Genomic DNA, 12,861 nt, shown 5'->3' on the forward strand with positions numbered 1-12,861 from the left:
AGCGGGCCGGGTCGCGGCCTGCCCCGGGCTCACTGCCACCGGGTCTGGTCGAGGCACTCGACATCGGCCGGGTCCCGGCCGACACCGGGGGTGCTCCGGACGAGGGGGATGCCGACGACCCCGTCGATCTCGCCACCCCCGACGACGGTCATGCGCGTCGCAGGAAGATCGACGAGAGCCTGACCCGGCTCTCGGCCGCCCACCGCGGCCCCGTCCCACCCCGCGAGCACGACGCCGAGCACGACCCCGAGGGGGACGACGACGAGGACGACGACGGACCGCCCGCCCAGGACGAGGTCCCCGAGCCGCTCGCCGCCGGCGGCCCCTGGTCCCCGGACATCGACGCTCGGGCGCGGCGGCTGCGCTGGGCGGCGGTGGCAGCGGCGGTGGCCGTATTCGTCGCCATGACGGTGGGGTGGTCGTCGAAGCTGGGCCTGGACGGTCGGCTCCACCAGGTGGCGGCGCTCGACCCGGAGTCGGGCGCGGTGCTCGACGCCGACGCCCAGGCCGGCGCCCACAACGTGCTGCTGCTGGGGGTCGACACGACGACGGGGACGGATCCGGGGTCCGACACGATCGTGCTCGCGCACACCCCGGCCGACGGCGGCGCGCCGACGCGGCTGTCGTTCCCGCGCAACCTGGAGATCAACCGGCCGCCGTGCCAGGGCTGGGACCCGGCGGCGAGGGCCTACCTCGACCGGACGGTCCCGGCCGAGACGCGGACGACGATCGACACCGCGTACCGGTCCGGGGGGCCGGCGTGTGTGGTGCGCGTCGTGCAGCAGCTGACGGGGCTGTCGGTGTCGGGCTTCGCGGCGGTCCAGCTCGACGGGCTCGCCGACATGGCGGGCGCCCTCGGCGGGCTGCCGGTGTGCCTGGACCGCCCGGTCGTCGACGGGGTGCTCGGCACGGTCGCTCCCACGGCGGGGGCGGTCACGCTGGACGCGGGCGCCGCCGCGGGGGTCGTCCGGGCACGGCACGTGCAGGGCGACGGGGTAGGTGACGAGGGTCTGGTCGACCGGCAGCAGCGGGTGCTGGCAGCGGCGCTGGACGGTGCGTTGTCGACGTCCACACTGCTGAACCCGTTCGGCAGCAACGCGTTCGGGCAGGTGCTGGGCACGTCGGTGGTGACCGACGGCATGGACGTCGACCAGCTGCTCGCGGCGGCGCTGACGTTGCGCGGCATCGGCCCCGAGACTCCGTTCGTCACGGTGCCGACGGCCGCGGAGACCAACACCCGGGGCAACGCGGTGCTGCGCGACCGGGAGGCGTCGGCGCTGTTCAAGGCGTTGCGGACGGGCGCGCCCGTCCCGGAGCCGGCGCCGGCGAGCACCGCGGCCGTGCCGGCGCCGTCGACGATCACGGTGGACGTGCTGAACGCGTCGCAGCGCACCGGGCTGGCCCAGGACGTGGCCGCGCGGCTGCGGGCGGTGACGTTCGGGATCGGGTCGGTGGCCAACGCCGCGCGACCGGCGACGGACACGGTGATCCGGTTCTCGCCGGACCGGTCGGCGGAGGCCCAGGGGGTGGCGTCGGCGGTGCCGTCGGCACGGTCGGTTCCCGACGCGACGGCGAGCGGTGTGCTGCAGCTCGTCCTGGGCGACTCGTTCGACGGGACGATCCGGGCGATCCCTCCGACCCCGGCGGGCGGGCCGGCGCCGGGTCCGGTGTCGGGCGCGTGCTCCTGAGGGGCGACCGGGCCGCCTGAGCAGGGCGGGGACCGCGATCGTTCACCGTGGGTTCACCGTCAGGATCGGACCCGGAGGACGCTTCACCGTAGGCTTTCCGGTATGCGTGACCACTACCAGGAACAACTCGACGAGCTGGCCAACCGGCTGGCGGACATGTGCGACAGGGTGGCGGCCGCGCTGGACAAGGCGACACGCGCCCTCCTGACCGCCGACCTCCAGCTGGCCGAGGAGGTCATCTCCGAGGACACCGGCATCGACGGCATCCGGGACAAGGCCGAGGAGCAGGCGTTCGCGTTGCTCGCGCTGCAGGCGCCGGTGGCGACCGACCTGCGGATCGTCGTGTCGGCCATCCACGGCGCCGGCGACATCGAGCGGATGGGCGATCTGGCGCTGCACGTGGCGCAGGCGGCCCGCCGCCGCCACCCGCAGCCCGTGCTGCCCGACGAGATCGCCCCGTACTTCTCCGAGATGGGCCGCGTCGGTGTGGAGCTGGCCAGGAAGGCGGCCGCCGTCATCCGCAGCCGCGACCTCGCCGCGGCGGCCGAGCTCGAGACCGACGACGACGCGATGGACGACCTCCACCGGCACATGTTCACCGTGCTGATGGACCGCGACTGGGACCACGGCGTGGCCGCGGCCGTCGACGTGACGCTGCTGGCCCGGTTCTACGAGCGCTACGCCGACCACGCGGTCGCGGTGGCACGCCGGATCGTGTACGTGGTCACCGGCCAGATGCCGGGCCCGCTCACCGTCTGACCGGCCCCACCCCGGGCCGGTCCCGCCGTTTGGCGCGGGACCGGTTCGGGGACACATCGGTCATGTCGAGCAACGTGTATCGCGTGACCGAGATCGTCGGGACCTCCACCACGAGCGTGGAAGAGGCGATCAGCAGCGGGGTGGCACGCGCGTCGGAGACGGTGCGCAACCTGGACTGGTTCGAGGTCACCGAGATCCGCGGGCACCTCGCCGAGGGTGGCGTCGACTACTACCAGGTGGGGCTGAAGGTGGGGTTCCGGCTGGACGACTGACCTGTCGACCCCGCTCGTTCACCCGTCGTTCATCCCGAACACAGCGGGCGGCGATGTCTGTTTCCTAGGTTGTTGCGGTGCGTGATGCGCTGCAGATGCAGCTGACCCAGCTGACGGGCCGGCTCGCCGTGATGACCCGCGACGTCGCCCAGGCGATGCGCGATGCGACCACCGCCTGCCTCGACGGCAGGATGCGGCTGGCCGAACGGGTGATCGCGGGGGACGCGGCGATCGACGCGTGCCGCGACGAGGTCGCGGAGCAAGCCGTCTCGCTGCTCGCGCTGCAGCAACCGGTGGCGACGGATCTGCGCCGGGCCCTCGCGGTCATCCACGTGGCCGACGACATCGAGCGGATGGGCGACCTCGCCGAGCACGTCGCGAAGTCGGCACGGCGCAGGCACCCGGCGTCCCCGGTCCCGAGCGAGGTCCACCCGCTGCTGGAGCGCATGGCCGACACGGCGATCGCCATGGCGCTCAAGGCATCCGATGTGCTTCGGACGGGTAACGTGCTGCTCGCCGCCGAGCTCGACGGCGACGACGACGAGATGGACCAGCTGCACCGTGAGGTGTTCGCCGTCCTCATGGACCGCAGCTGGCCGCACGAGGTGACGGCGGCGGTGGATCTGACGCTGCTGGCCCGGTTCTACGAGCGGTACGCCGACCACGCCGTGGCGGTGGCGAGGCGCACCATCCATGCCGTGGTCGGCGGCGGGCCCGACCCCCTCCCGATCTGACCCGCCGCCTCTCGCGGTCTCCTGCGCGCACGGCTGTGCCGGGGCCCGGCCGGAACCGGGCCGTGGCTCAGCCGAAGCGGCCGGAGATGTAGTCCTCGGTGGCCTGCTGGGTGGGGTTGGAGAACATCTTCGGCGTCTCGTCGATCTCCACCAGCCGGCCGGGCTCACCGGTCGCGCGCAGGTTGAAGAAGGCCGTCTGGTCGCTGACGCGGGCGGCCTGCTGCATGTTGTGCGTGACGATGACGATCGTGTAGTCGGTCTTGAGCTCGGAGATCAGGTCCTCGATGGCGAGGGTCGAGATGGGGTCGAGCGCGGAGCACGGCTCGTCCATGAGCAGGACCTCGGGCTGCACCGCGATCGCGCGGGCGATGCAGAGCCGTTGCTGCTGGCCACCGGAGAGCCCGCCGCCCGGCTTGGTGAGCCGGTCCTTGACCTCGTTCCACAGGTTCGCGCCGCGCAGGGCGCGCTCGGCGACCTCGTCGAGGTCCTTCTTGCTCTTGCGGCCCTGCAGCTTCAGCCCGGCCACGACGTTGTCGCGGATCGACATCGTCGGGAACGGGTTGGGCCGCTGGAACACCATGCCGATGGTGCGGCGCACGCTCACCGGGTCGACCGACGAGCCGTAGATGTTCTCGCCGTCGAGCAGGATCTCCCCGTCGACGCGGGCGCCGGGGATGACCTCGTGCATGCGGTTCAGGGTGCGCAGCACCGTTGACTTCCCGCAGCCGGACGGGCCGATGAAGGCCGTGACGCTGCGGGGGGCGACGGAGAGGCTGACGCCGTCGACGGCATGGAACTTGCCGTAGTAGATGTCGACGTCCTTCAGGTCCAGACGCTTGGCCACCGGAGGCCCTCTCTCACTTGGTCTTGGGGGCGGTGACCTTGGACAGGAAGGCCGCCAGGAGCTGGAAGATCGTGATGATCAGGATCAGGGTGATGGCCGCACCCCAGAGCCGGTCGGCGCCGGCGTCGGTGGGGTTGCTCCGCTCGACCGTCATCATGAGCGGCAGCGATGCCATGTTGCCGCCGAAGATGTCGAAGTTGATGTAGGGCGCGTACGCGACCAGGATCAGCACGGGCGCGGTCTCGCCCATGACGCGGGCGAGCGCGAGCACGATGCCGGTGAGCATGCCCGAGAGTGCCGTGGGGATGACGACCTTCATGATCGTCTTCCATTTGGGCACGCCGAGTGCGTACGACGCCTCGCGCAGGTCGTCGGGGACGATGCGCAGCATCTCCTCGGTCGACCGCACGACGACGGGCAGCATGAGCAGGACGAGCGCGAGCGAGACCGCGAAGGCGCTGCGGGGCAGCCCGAAGATCGAGATCCAGACCGCGTAGACGAACAGCGCGGCGACGATCGACGGGACACCGGTCAGGATGTCGACCATGAACGTCGTGGCCCGGGCGAGCCGGGTGCCTGCGCCGTACTCGACCAGGTAGATCGCGACCATGCTGCCGATGGGCGTCGCGATGATCGCGCAGACGAGGCCTTGGAGCAGGGTGCCGACGATCGCGTGGTACGCGCCGCCGCCCTCCTGGCGGGCGAGCAGGCCGTTGAGCGACTGCGACCACCACGTGGAGCTCGCGATCGCGGCGGCGCCCTGGCTGACGACGGTCCAGATGACCCACACCAGCGGCACGAGCGCAATCAGGAACGCGAGGGTCATCAGGACGGTCGCAACGCTGTTGCGCGCCTTGCGGCCGGCGCTGATGCCGGTGAAGGTCGGCGCGGTCGCGGACGTGTCGAGGTCGACGGTGGTGCTCATGCCTTGGCTCCCGAGCGCGCGATGACCCAGCGGGCGGCCGCGTTGACGAGGAACGTCAGCACGAACAGGACGAGACCGGCCGCGATGAACGCGCCCGCCGAGAGGTTGTTGTTGAGCTCGGCGAACGACAGGGCGATCTTCGACGCGAACGTGGCACCGCCGTCGAAGAGGCTGCCCGTGAAGATCGCGGGCGTGGCCGCCAGGATGATCATCAGGGCGATGGTCTCGCCGAGGGCCCGGCCGAGGCCGAGCATCGAGGCGCTGACGTAGCCGGCACGACCGAAGGGCCACACCGTCATCCGCACGACCTCCCACTTGGTGGCACCGAGCGCGAGCGCCGCCTCGATGTGCGCGCGGGGGGTGCGCTGGAACACCTCACGGCTGATGGCGGTGATGATCGGCAGGATCATCACCGCGAGCACGATGCCGGCGGTGAAGATCGTCGCACCGGCGATCTGCACGTTGCCCGGGGAGAACAGGAAGAACCAGCCCAGGGTGTTCTGCAGCCACAGCGCGAACGGCTGGATCGCCGGCGCCAGGACGAACAGGCCCCACAGACCGAAGATGATCGACGGCACGGCCGCCAGCAGGTCGACCAGGTAGCCGAACGGCCGGGCGACCTTGGCCGGCGCGTACTGGGTGAGGAACAGGGCGATGCCCAGCCCGATGGGCATCGCCAGGACCAGCGCGAACAGCGACACCTCGACGGTGACGAGCAGCAGGTCGAGGATCCCGAAGTGCAGGTTGTTCGGGTCGCCGGCCTCGAACTGCCGGCTGGTGAGGAAGTTGGCGTTGTTCTGCAGGAGCGGAGGGACCGCCTGGATCAGCAGGAACAGGCCGATCGCCCCGATGAGCGCGACGACGAAGGCACCCGATCCCGTCGCGAGGAACCGGAAGATCCGGTCGCCACGCTGGACGAATGTCGCGCCGGCCGTGCCCTGGTCGGGGGCGGGCGGTTCGCTGGGAGGAATGCCGGCCTCCGGAACTGCTGCGGAGACGGAACCGCCCCACCGGTCACCGGGCTCGCCGGTGCCGGTGGGGCCGTCCGTCACGGTCGGGTCGCTCATCGCGCGCCCTCGCCGGAGCTCGGGCGGCGCTTCGCGCACGCGCTGTACTGATCGATCGCTCGCTCGCGCTCGCTCATGGCGTCGCCTCCGTGATTCTGCCAGTGGGCGAAGGTCAGGCGATGGCCTGGATCGCGGTCAGCAGCTTCTGCTGGAACTCGGCCGGCAGCGGCGCGTAGCCGGCGGCGGCGAGGTTGGCCTGGCCGTCGGTGGCGGCGACCGTCAGGAACGACTTGACGGCGGTCGCCGTGGCGGCGTCGTAGCCCTTCGAGCAGACGATCTCGTAGGTCGCCAGGAAGAGCGGGTACGAACCGGCCGGGGGCTGCGCGTAGGTCTTGGTCAGGTCGAGGGTCAGGTCGTTGCCCTGGCCGGTGACGGTGACGCCCGCGATGGCCTTGCCGACGTTGGCGTCGGTCAGCTCGACCGGACCCGAACCGCTGTCGATCTTGGCCATGCCCAGCTTGTTGTCCTGCGCGAACGACAGCTCGACGTAGCCGATGGAACCCTCGGTCGCGGCGATGGCCTGCGCGACACCCGCGGAGCCCTGCGCACCGGAGCCGACGCCACCGGTGAACTTCTTGCCGGCGTCCTGGGTCCAGGCGCCCTTCGAGGAGGCCTTCAGGTACTTCTGGAAGTTGTCGGTGGTGCCCGAGTCGTCGGAACGGAAGACGACGTTGACGGGCGTGGCCGGCAGGGTGACGCCGCTGTTCAGCGCGGCGATGGCCGGGTCGTTCCAGCTCTTGATCTGACCGTTGAAGATCTTCGCGGCGACCTCGCCGTCGAGGGTGAGCGAGTCGGCGCCGGCGACGTTGTAGGCGATCGCGACGGGACCGAACACCAGCGGGAGGTTCCACGCCGGGTTGCTCTGGCAGCGGGTCGCGGCGGGGCCGGTCTCGGTGGAGCTGAGCGCCGAGTCCGAACCGCCGAAGTCGACGAGACCGGCGGTGAACTGCTTGACGCCCGCGCCCGAGCCGGTCGGGTTGTAGGCAATCTTGCTGTTCGCGCACTTGGCCTGGTAGGCCTGCGCGAACACGTCCATCGCGTTCTTCTGGGCCGAGGAGCCCTCCGCGGTCAGGCCGGCCTTGCCGTTGCAGTCGACGGCCGGCGAGTTCGCCGACGACGTCCCGCCGGCACCCGAGCCGCCGGCGTTGGGGTCGCTGCCACATGCGGCAAGCAGGATCGCGCCCGCCGCCGCCAGTGCGACCACGAGCCCGTGGCGCTGGAGCTTCACTGGAATTTCCTCCGCTTGGATCACGCTTGCACGGCTCGGGGCGGCCGTTCGCGGAGGACGGTAGGCAGGCCGGGTGGCCAGCCGACCCTGATCAGATGAACGAGGAATGAACACATCACAGGGCGTGCCCGGAATCACTACCCGATCGTGATCATGGGGACCGGGTTGACCTGCGCCGACACAGCCCGGATCCGGGTTGCGCCACGGTGAACGACGATCAGTTGCGGTACATCGAGTGGACGCGCCACGGGGTGAAGCCGAGCCGCCGGTACACCGCCACCGCGGGGTCGTTGTCGGACTCCACGTAGAGCATGACGGCGTCGAGACCCTGCGACCGCAGGTGTTCCAGCCCCGCGATCGTCAGGGCGCCACCGAGGCGCCTGCCCTGCGCCGCCGGGTCGACCCCCAGGACGTACACCTCACCGATCGCGGGCCCCTCCGGGCCGGCCGGATGGACCTTCGTCCAGTGGTAGCCCAGCAGCCGGTCGCCCTCGACGGCCAGCAGGAACCCGGCGGGGTCGAACCACGGCTCCGCCTCCCGCCGAGCGACCTGCTCGTGTGTCCAACCGCCCTGCTCGGGGTGCCAGTCGAACGCCGCGTTGTTGACGCGCAGGAACTCCGCCTCGTCGCGACCGGGCTCGTAGGCACGCAGCTCCACGCCCTCGGGGAAGGCCGCGGCGGGCAGCGGCTCGGTCAGCTCGCGACGCATCTGCCACAGCTCCCGGACCTTCGCCATGTCATGCGTGGCCGCGAGGCGGGCCGCGCCCGGGTGCTCGCCGTGCGCCCACACCTCGACCGGACCGCCGGCCCGGGCGACGACCTCGTCGACCAGCACCGTGCCGATCCCCTGCCGCCGCGACCGCGGGTCGACGACGAGCTCCGCCGTCGCCGCCCCGTCGCCCGACGTGTCGAGCTGCGCGTACCCGGCGACGGACCCGGCCCCACCGCCGGCCCGTGCCAGGACGTGCAGGATCCCGGGGCCGCCGTGGCGCAGGTTGATCAGGATCTGCTCCGACACGGGGGCGATCCCGTCGGCCTGCGCGGCCGCGTCGACGAGCGCCCGGACCGCCGCGGCGTCCTCGTCGCCGATGCGGTCCGACGTGGACGGTGAGGCGGTTCCGGTCATGTGACGAACCCTACGCGGGCTGCCAGCGGCTCAGCTGTGGCGCGACACCGACTCCGGGGCCAGGTGCCCCTCCTCGTCGTCGTCGGCCTGTTCCTCGAGCCCGCCGACGGCCACCCCCATCGCGCCGCGCGCGGGCCGGACGAACTTGTAGCCGACGTTGCGCACGGTGCCGATCATCTGCTCGTGCTCGGTGCCGAGCTTGGCGCGCAGCCGCCGCACGTGCACGTCGACGGTGCGGGTGCCGCCGAAGAAGTCGTAACCCCACACCTCCTGCAGCAGCTGGGCCCGGGTGAACACCCGGCCCGCGTGCTGCGCGAGATACTTGAGCAGCTCGAACTCCTTGTAGGTCAGCTCGAGCAGGCGGCCCCGCAGCCGCGCCGAGTACGTCGCCTCGTCGATCACCAGCTCGCCCAGGACCAGCGCCCCGCCGGTGGTCGCGGCGTCGCCGCCGGGACGGGCCCGCAGCAACCGCAGCCGCGCGTCGACCTCCGCCGGGCCCGCACCCGGCAGCAGGATCTCGTCGACGGCCCACTCCGAGGACACGGCGACCAGCCCGCCCTCGGTGAGGATGGCGACGACGGGGACGTCGGTCCCCGTGCTGCCCAGCAGGCGGCACAGGCTGCGCGCGGCGACGAGGTCGGTGCGGGCGTCGACGAGCACCGCGTCGTGGGGGCCGGCGTCGAGCAGGGCCGCCACCTCGGGGGCGGCCGTGCGCACCCCGTGCGGCAGCAACGTCAACGCGGGCAGGACCGACCCCGGATCGGGGTCCGTAGTGAGCAGCAGGAGTTCCACCGCCGGCTCCTCTCCGCCGGGGGCGCGACCAGGCCACCGGCATGTCGCACATGTCGCCCGACCCGTGGCGGCGGGGGCCGGTCCGCCCGGTGCCCGCCTCCGCGCGACCCGGCCGGGCCCACACGCAACGCTCGAACCATATCGGTCCGGCTGCGCGGTGTCCGGAGATCGCGGCGCACCTCACGGGCCGCCCACCTCCGTCGGAGGGGGCCAACCGGGGCCGTGCCGGGCACGCCCACTACCGTCGACAGGTTGGTTCGTCCGGGTCGGAGGTCGGAGTGAAGCGCCTGCTCATCGCGCTGGTCGTGCTGGTCGGCCTCGCCCTCGCCGCCGACTACGGCACGGCCGCATTCGCCGAGTCCGCGGTGTCGCGGCAGATGCGCACGCAGCTCGCCCTCACCGACGACCCGGACGTCCGCATCAACGGGTTCCCGTTCCTCACCCAGGCGATCTCGGGCGAGTACCGCAGCATCGACGTCACCGCGACCCACCTGTCGGTCGGCCCGCTGCGCGAGGTCGAGGTCCGCGCGCAGCTGCGCGACGTCGACGCCCCCCTGTCGATGCTGCTCGGGTCGGGCCCGAAGACGTTCACAGTCGCCGAGGCCGACGGGACCGTCCGCATCGACGCCGACGACCTGCAGCGGCTGATGCCCGGTGTCACCAAGATGCGCATCGACAACATCGACCGCAACACCCTCACCGACCTCGTCGACGAGGGTGCGTCCTCGTCCCTGCTGGGCGTGGACCTCGACTCGTCGGCACGGGTCGTCGGCACCATCGACCTCCCGGTGCTGGGCGAGAAGGAGGTCTCGGTCATCGCGTCGTTCCTGCTCGACGGGCGCGACATCCTGATCGTGCCGCACGACTTCCGCGTCGACGACGGCCACGGCGACCGCGTCCCCCTGCCCGCCGCCCTCGTCCGCTCGCTCAACGAGCGCTTCACGATGCGCATCAGCCCCGGCACGCTGCCCTTCGAGGTGACGCCCCGGCTGCTGCGCCCGCGCGACGGCACGATCGAGATCAGCGGCACCGTCGAGAACATGACGATCGGTGGAGCGTCCCCGCTGGCGCAGTGACGGAATGCCGTCGGCAGGCGACGCGTTCATGGGCACGTGAACACCACCGGGTTGTGGGTGGTCGTCGGCGTGCTCGTCGTCGCGACCGTGGCCGGGCTCGTCATGCGGGCCCGCTCAGGACGTGTCCGGACATCCGCGACCCGGACGGCCGCCGCCGGGTGGGCGCTCGCCGGCCACGACCCCGTCGCCGACGACCGCGTCCTGCTGCTGCAGGTGTCCTCACCCGTGTGCGCCCCGTGCCGGCAGACCGCCACGCTGCTCGACGAGCTGAGCACCACCACACCGGGCCTCGTGCACGTCGAGGTCGACGTCTCCGACCGGCCCGAGGTGGCGGCCGAGCTGGGCATCATGCGCACCCCGACGACCGTCGCGTTCGACCGGTCCGGCACCGAACTGCTGCGGGTGTCGGGCGTGCCGCGCCGGCCCGACCTGGTCGACGCCATCACCCCCTCGCTGGGAACGTGACGCACGCCATGCATCCCGACCCTCGGACCTGGCATTCCCGCTTTGCGGGATCCTCGGTTAGGCTCGCCACCGTGAACTGGCCGCTGACGAGACGACGCGCAGTCGATCTGTGCCGCGTCGGCAGCTGCCTGTGTCGCGACTCCTGACGCCGGCCCGCCGACGTGGCCCCGTGTGACACACGGGGCACGCGTAGCGCCGGACACGAACTCGATCCGTTCGTCTCCAGGAGATCCCATGTCCACACCGGATGGTGCCGCCGCGCCTGCGGCGGGTTCCGGTCCCGCCCCGGGCGAACCCTCCCTCGACCCGCGGGGCGTCCGCTTCGCGGCAACCCTCACCACCGTCGTGCTCGTGCTGGTGCTGCTCGCAGGCAGCGGCTGGCTGGCCGCAGCGCAGGCCCTCGTGTTCGCCCTCGGGGCGTTCGCCGGCATGCGCTTCGCGCCCTACTCGGTGCTGTACCGGGCACTGCTCGCACGTCGCCTCGGCCCGCCCACCGAACGCGAGGACGCCGCACCCGTGCGGTTCTCCCAGCTCGTGGGCTTCCTGTTCGCCACCGTCGCCGCGATCGGCTACCTCACGGGAGCGACGACCCTCGGGATCGTCGCCACCGCGTTCGCGCTCGCCGCGGCGTTCCTCAACGCAGCCTTCGGCTTCTGCCTCGGCTGCGAGATGTACACCCTGATCTCCCGCACCCGGGCCCGGATTCGGGCCCGCAACCCGCACACCGCAGAAGGAGCGACCGTATGAGCCGCGAAGACGTCCTGGTCACCACGGACTGGGCCGAGAAGAACCTCGGCGCTGAGGGCGTCGTCTTCGTCGAGGTCGACGAGGACACCACGGCCTACGACGGGGGACACATCCCCGGCGCCGTCAAGTTCAGCTGGACCACCGAGCTCACCGACCCCGTGCGTCGCGACGTCCTGAGCAAGGAGGACTTCGCGGCCGTGCTGTCGGCCAAGGGCATCTCCAACGACGACACCGTCGTCCTCTACGGCGGCAACAACAACTGGTTCGCGGCCTACGCCTACTGGGAGTTCAAGCTCTACGGCCACCAGAACGTCAAGCTCATCGACGGTGGCCGCAAGAAGTGGGAGCTCGACGGCCGGACCCTCACCACCGAGGTCGCCGACCGCCCCGCCGCCACCTACACCGCCAAGGACGCCGACCTGTCGATCCGCGCGTTCCGTGACGAGGTCGTCGCCTCCATCGGCGTGAAGAACCTGGTCGACGTGCGCTCGCCCGACGAGTACTCCGGCAAGATCTTCGCCCCCGCGCACCTCCCGCAGGAGGTGTCGCAGCGCCGCGGCCACGTCAAGGGCGCCATCAACGTGCCGTGGAGCAAGGCGGCCAACGAGGACGGCACCTTCAAGTCCGACGAGGAGCTCACCGCCCTCTACGGCGACGCCGGTCTCGACGGCGGCAAGGCCGTCATCGCCTACTGCCGCATCGGCGAGCGCAGCTCGCACACCTGGTTCGTGCTGCGCGAGCTGCTGGGCCACTCCGACGTCAAGAACTACGACGGCAGCTGGGTCGAGTACGGCTCGCTCGTCGGCGTGCCGATCGAGCTCGGGGCGGGCAACTGATGTGCGCCGCACCTGACCAGGCCATCGCACTGCCCGCGGGCACCGACCTGGAGAAGCAGACCGTCCTCGCCGGCCGCGTCGTCGCCGGCGGTTCGCCCGTCGGTGGCGCGTTCGTCCGGCTGCTCGACGGCACCGGCGAGTTCACCGCCGAGGTCGTCTCCTCGGCATCGGGCGACTTCCGGTTCTTCGCCGCGCCCGGCACCTGGACCGTCCGCGCGCTGTCCCGCTCGGGCAACGGCGAGGCGGTCCTGACCGCCGACGGGCCCGGCCTGCACCAGACGCAGGTCGCGGTCGCCTGACCC

General features: G+C 71.8%; 16 protein-coding genes. 9 read left to right on the top strand and 7 right to left on the bottom strand.

Annotated features, from left to right (window positions below; genetic code table 11):
- Positions 1 to 29 precede the first annotated feature (29 nt).
- Positions 30 to 152, bottom strand: coding sequence for a hypothetical protein (locus tag AB7F12_RS06920; protein ID WP_428497663.1), 123 nt, complete (start codon positions 150 to 152; stop codon positions 30 to 32).
- Positions 153 to 386: 234 nt separating this feature from the next.
- Here AB7F12_RS06920 and AB7F12_RS06925 point away from each other — a divergent pair, with 234 nt between their 5' ends.
- The 4 genes from AB7F12_RS06925 (at position 387) to phoU (AB7F12_RS06940) (ending at position 3,453) form a co-directional block, all read left to right on the top strand.
- Positions 387 to 1,688, top strand: a complete 1,302-nt coding sequence (locus tag AB7F12_RS06925) for an LCP family protein (protein ID WP_428497664.1) — start codon at positions 387 to 389, stop codon at positions 1,686 to 1,688.
- 102 nt (positions 1,689 to 1,790) lie between these two features.
- Complete coding sequence (phoU, locus tag AB7F12_RS06930; protein WP_428497665.1) at positions 1,791 to 2,447, top strand: phosphate signaling complex protein PhoU; 657 nt, start codon at positions 1,791 to 1,793, stop codon at positions 2,445 to 2,447.
- A gap of 62 nt (positions 2,448 to 2,509) precedes the next feature.
- Positions 2,510 to 2,719: a dodecin gene (locus tag AB7F12_RS06935; protein ID WP_428516323.1), complete on the top strand. Its 210-nt coding sequence runs from the start codon at positions 2,510 to 2,512 to the stop codon at positions 2,717 to 2,719.
- A 77-nt stretch (positions 2,720 to 2,796) separates the two neighbouring features.
- Positions 2,797 to 3,453 carry a phosphate signaling complex protein PhoU gene (gene phoU / locus AB7F12_RS06940; RefSeq protein ID WP_428500121.1) on the top strand — a complete coding sequence of 219 codons (657 nt, stop codon included), beginning with the start codon at positions 2,797 to 2,799 and terminating at the stop codon, positions 3,451 to 3,453.
- A gap of 67 nt (positions 3,454 to 3,520) precedes the next feature.
- Here the strand turns inward: phoU (AB7F12_RS06940) and pstB are convergent, their stop codons facing one another.
- From pstB to AB7F12_RS06970, 6 genes are all read right to left on the bottom strand, one after another.
- The gene (gene pstB / locus AB7F12_RS06945; protein ID WP_428500120.1) at positions 3,521 to 4,297 is read right to left on the bottom strand and encodes a phosphate ABC transporter ATP-binding protein PstB; all 777 of its coding nucleotides are present in this window, start codon (positions 4,295 to 4,297) and stop codon (positions 3,521 to 3,523) included.
- Positions 4,298 to 4,310: 13 nt separating this feature from the next.
- Complete coding sequence (gene pstA / locus AB7F12_RS06950) at positions 4,311 to 5,222, bottom strand: phosphate ABC transporter permease PstA (protein WP_428500119.1); 912 nt, start codon at positions 5,220 to 5,222, stop codon at positions 4,311 to 4,313.
- Positions 5,219 to 6,289: a phosphate ABC transporter permease subunit PstC gene (pstC, locus tag AB7F12_RS06955; protein ID WP_428500118.1), complete on the bottom strand. Its 1,071-nt coding sequence runs from the start codon at positions 6,287 to 6,289 to the stop codon at positions 5,219 to 5,221. The genes pstA and pstC overlap by 4 nt, the downstream gene beginning before the upstream one ends.
- Before the next feature lie 112 nt (positions 6,290 to 6,401).
- Positions 6,402 to 7,517 carry a phosphate ABC transporter substrate-binding protein PstS gene (pstS, locus tag AB7F12_RS06960; protein ID WP_428500117.1) on the bottom strand — a complete coding sequence of 372 codons (1,116 nt, stop codon included), beginning with the start codon at positions 7,515 to 7,517 and terminating at the stop codon, positions 6,402 to 6,404.
- Between the two features lie 217 nt (positions 7,518 to 7,734).
- Positions 7,735 to 8,643 carry a mycothiol synthase gene (gene mshD / locus AB7F12_RS06965; RefSeq protein ID WP_428500116.1) on the bottom strand — a complete coding sequence of 303 codons (909 nt, stop codon included), beginning with the start codon at positions 8,641 to 8,643 and terminating at the stop codon, positions 7,735 to 7,737.
- Between the two features lie 30 nt (positions 8,644 to 8,673).
- A complete protein-coding gene (locus AB7F12_RS06970) occupies positions 8,674 to 9,435 on the bottom strand; it encodes a winged helix-turn-helix transcriptional regulator (RefSeq protein WP_428500114.1) in 762 nt (253 codons plus the stop codon).
- A gap of 278 nt (positions 9,436 to 9,713) precedes the next feature.
- Between AB7F12_RS06970 and AB7F12_RS06975 the strand changes: the two genes are divergently transcribed.
- The 5 genes from AB7F12_RS06975 to AB7F12_RS06995 all read left to right on the top strand — a co-directional run bounded on the left by AB7F12_RS06975 (position 9,714) and on the right by AB7F12_RS06995 (position 12,858).
- Positions 9,714 to 10,511: an LmeA family phospholipid-binding protein gene (locus tag AB7F12_RS06975; protein WP_428500113.1), complete on the top strand. Its 798-nt coding sequence runs from the start codon at positions 9,714 to 9,716 to the stop codon at positions 10,509 to 10,511.
- A 36-nt stretch (positions 10,512 to 10,547) separates the two neighbouring features.
- Positions 10,548 to 10,976 (top strand): thioredoxin family protein, encoded by a 429-nt coding sequence (locus AB7F12_RS06980; protein ID WP_428500112.1) that lies wholly within the window; start codon positions 10,548 to 10,550, stop codon positions 10,974 to 10,976.
- A gap of 234 nt (positions 10,977 to 11,210) precedes the next feature.
- On the top strand, positions 11,211 to 11,723 hold the full coding sequence (locus AB7F12_RS06985; protein WP_428500111.1) for a DUF4395 domain-containing protein: 513 nt from the start codon (positions 11,211 to 11,213) through the stop codon (positions 11,721 to 11,723).
- Positions 11,720 to 12,559, top strand: coding sequence for a sulfurtransferase (locus tag AB7F12_RS06990; protein WP_428500110.1), 840 nt, complete (start codon positions 11,720 to 11,722; stop codon positions 12,557 to 12,559). Before AB7F12_RS06985 ends, AB7F12_RS06990 begins: the two co-directional genes overlap by 4 nt.
- Positions 12,559 to 12,858 (top strand): DUF1416 domain-containing protein, encoded by a 300-nt coding sequence (locus AB7F12_RS06995; RefSeq protein ID WP_428500109.1) that lies wholly within the window; start codon positions 12,559 to 12,561, stop codon positions 12,856 to 12,858. The genes AB7F12_RS06990 and AB7F12_RS06995 overlap by 1 nt, the downstream gene beginning before the upstream one ends.
- Positions 12,859 to 12,861: the final 3 nt, after the last annotated feature.

The sequence above is a fragment of the Pseudonocardia sp. genome, assembly GCF_050250275.1.
GTDB lineage: Bacteria > Actinomycetota > Actinomycetes > Mycobacteriales > Pseudonocardiaceae > Pseudonocardia.

Bases quoted from the DNA above. Each gene is read 5' to 3' on its own strand.
- AB7F12_RS06920 (WP_428497663.1), bottom strand. From the start codon at position 152: ATGACCGTCGTCGGGGGTGGCGAGATCGACGGGGTCGTCGGCATCCCC.
- phoU (WP_428497665.1), top strand. From the start codon at position 1,791: ATGCGTGACCACTACCAGGAACAACTCGACGAGCTGGCCAACCGGCTG.
- AB7F12_RS06935 (WP_428516323.1), top strand. From the start codon at position 2,510: ATGTCGAGCAACGTGTATCGCGTGACCGAGATCGTCGGGACCTCCACC.
- pstA (WP_428500119.1), bottom strand. From the start codon at position 5,222: ATGAGCACCACCGTCGACCTCGACACGTCCGCGACCGCGCCGACCTTC.
- pstC (WP_428500118.1), bottom strand. From the start codon at position 6,289: ATGAGCGACCCGACCGTGACGGACGGCCCCACCGGCACCGGCGAGCCC.
- mshD (WP_428500116.1), bottom strand. From the start codon at position 8,643: ATGACCGGAACCGCCTCACCGTCCACGTCGGACCGCATCGGCGACGAG.
- AB7F12_RS06985 (WP_428500111.1), top strand. From the start codon at position 11,211: ATGTCCACACCGGATGGTGCCGCCGCGCCTGCGGCGGGTTCCGGTCCC.
- AB7F12_RS06990 (WP_428500110.1), top strand. From the start codon at position 11,720: ATGAGCCGCGAAGACGTCCTGGTCACCACGGACTGGGCCGAGAAGAAC.
- AB7F12_RS06995 (WP_428500109.1), top strand. From the start codon at position 12,559: ATGTGCGCCGCACCTGACCAGGCCATCGCACTGCCCGCGGGCACCGAC.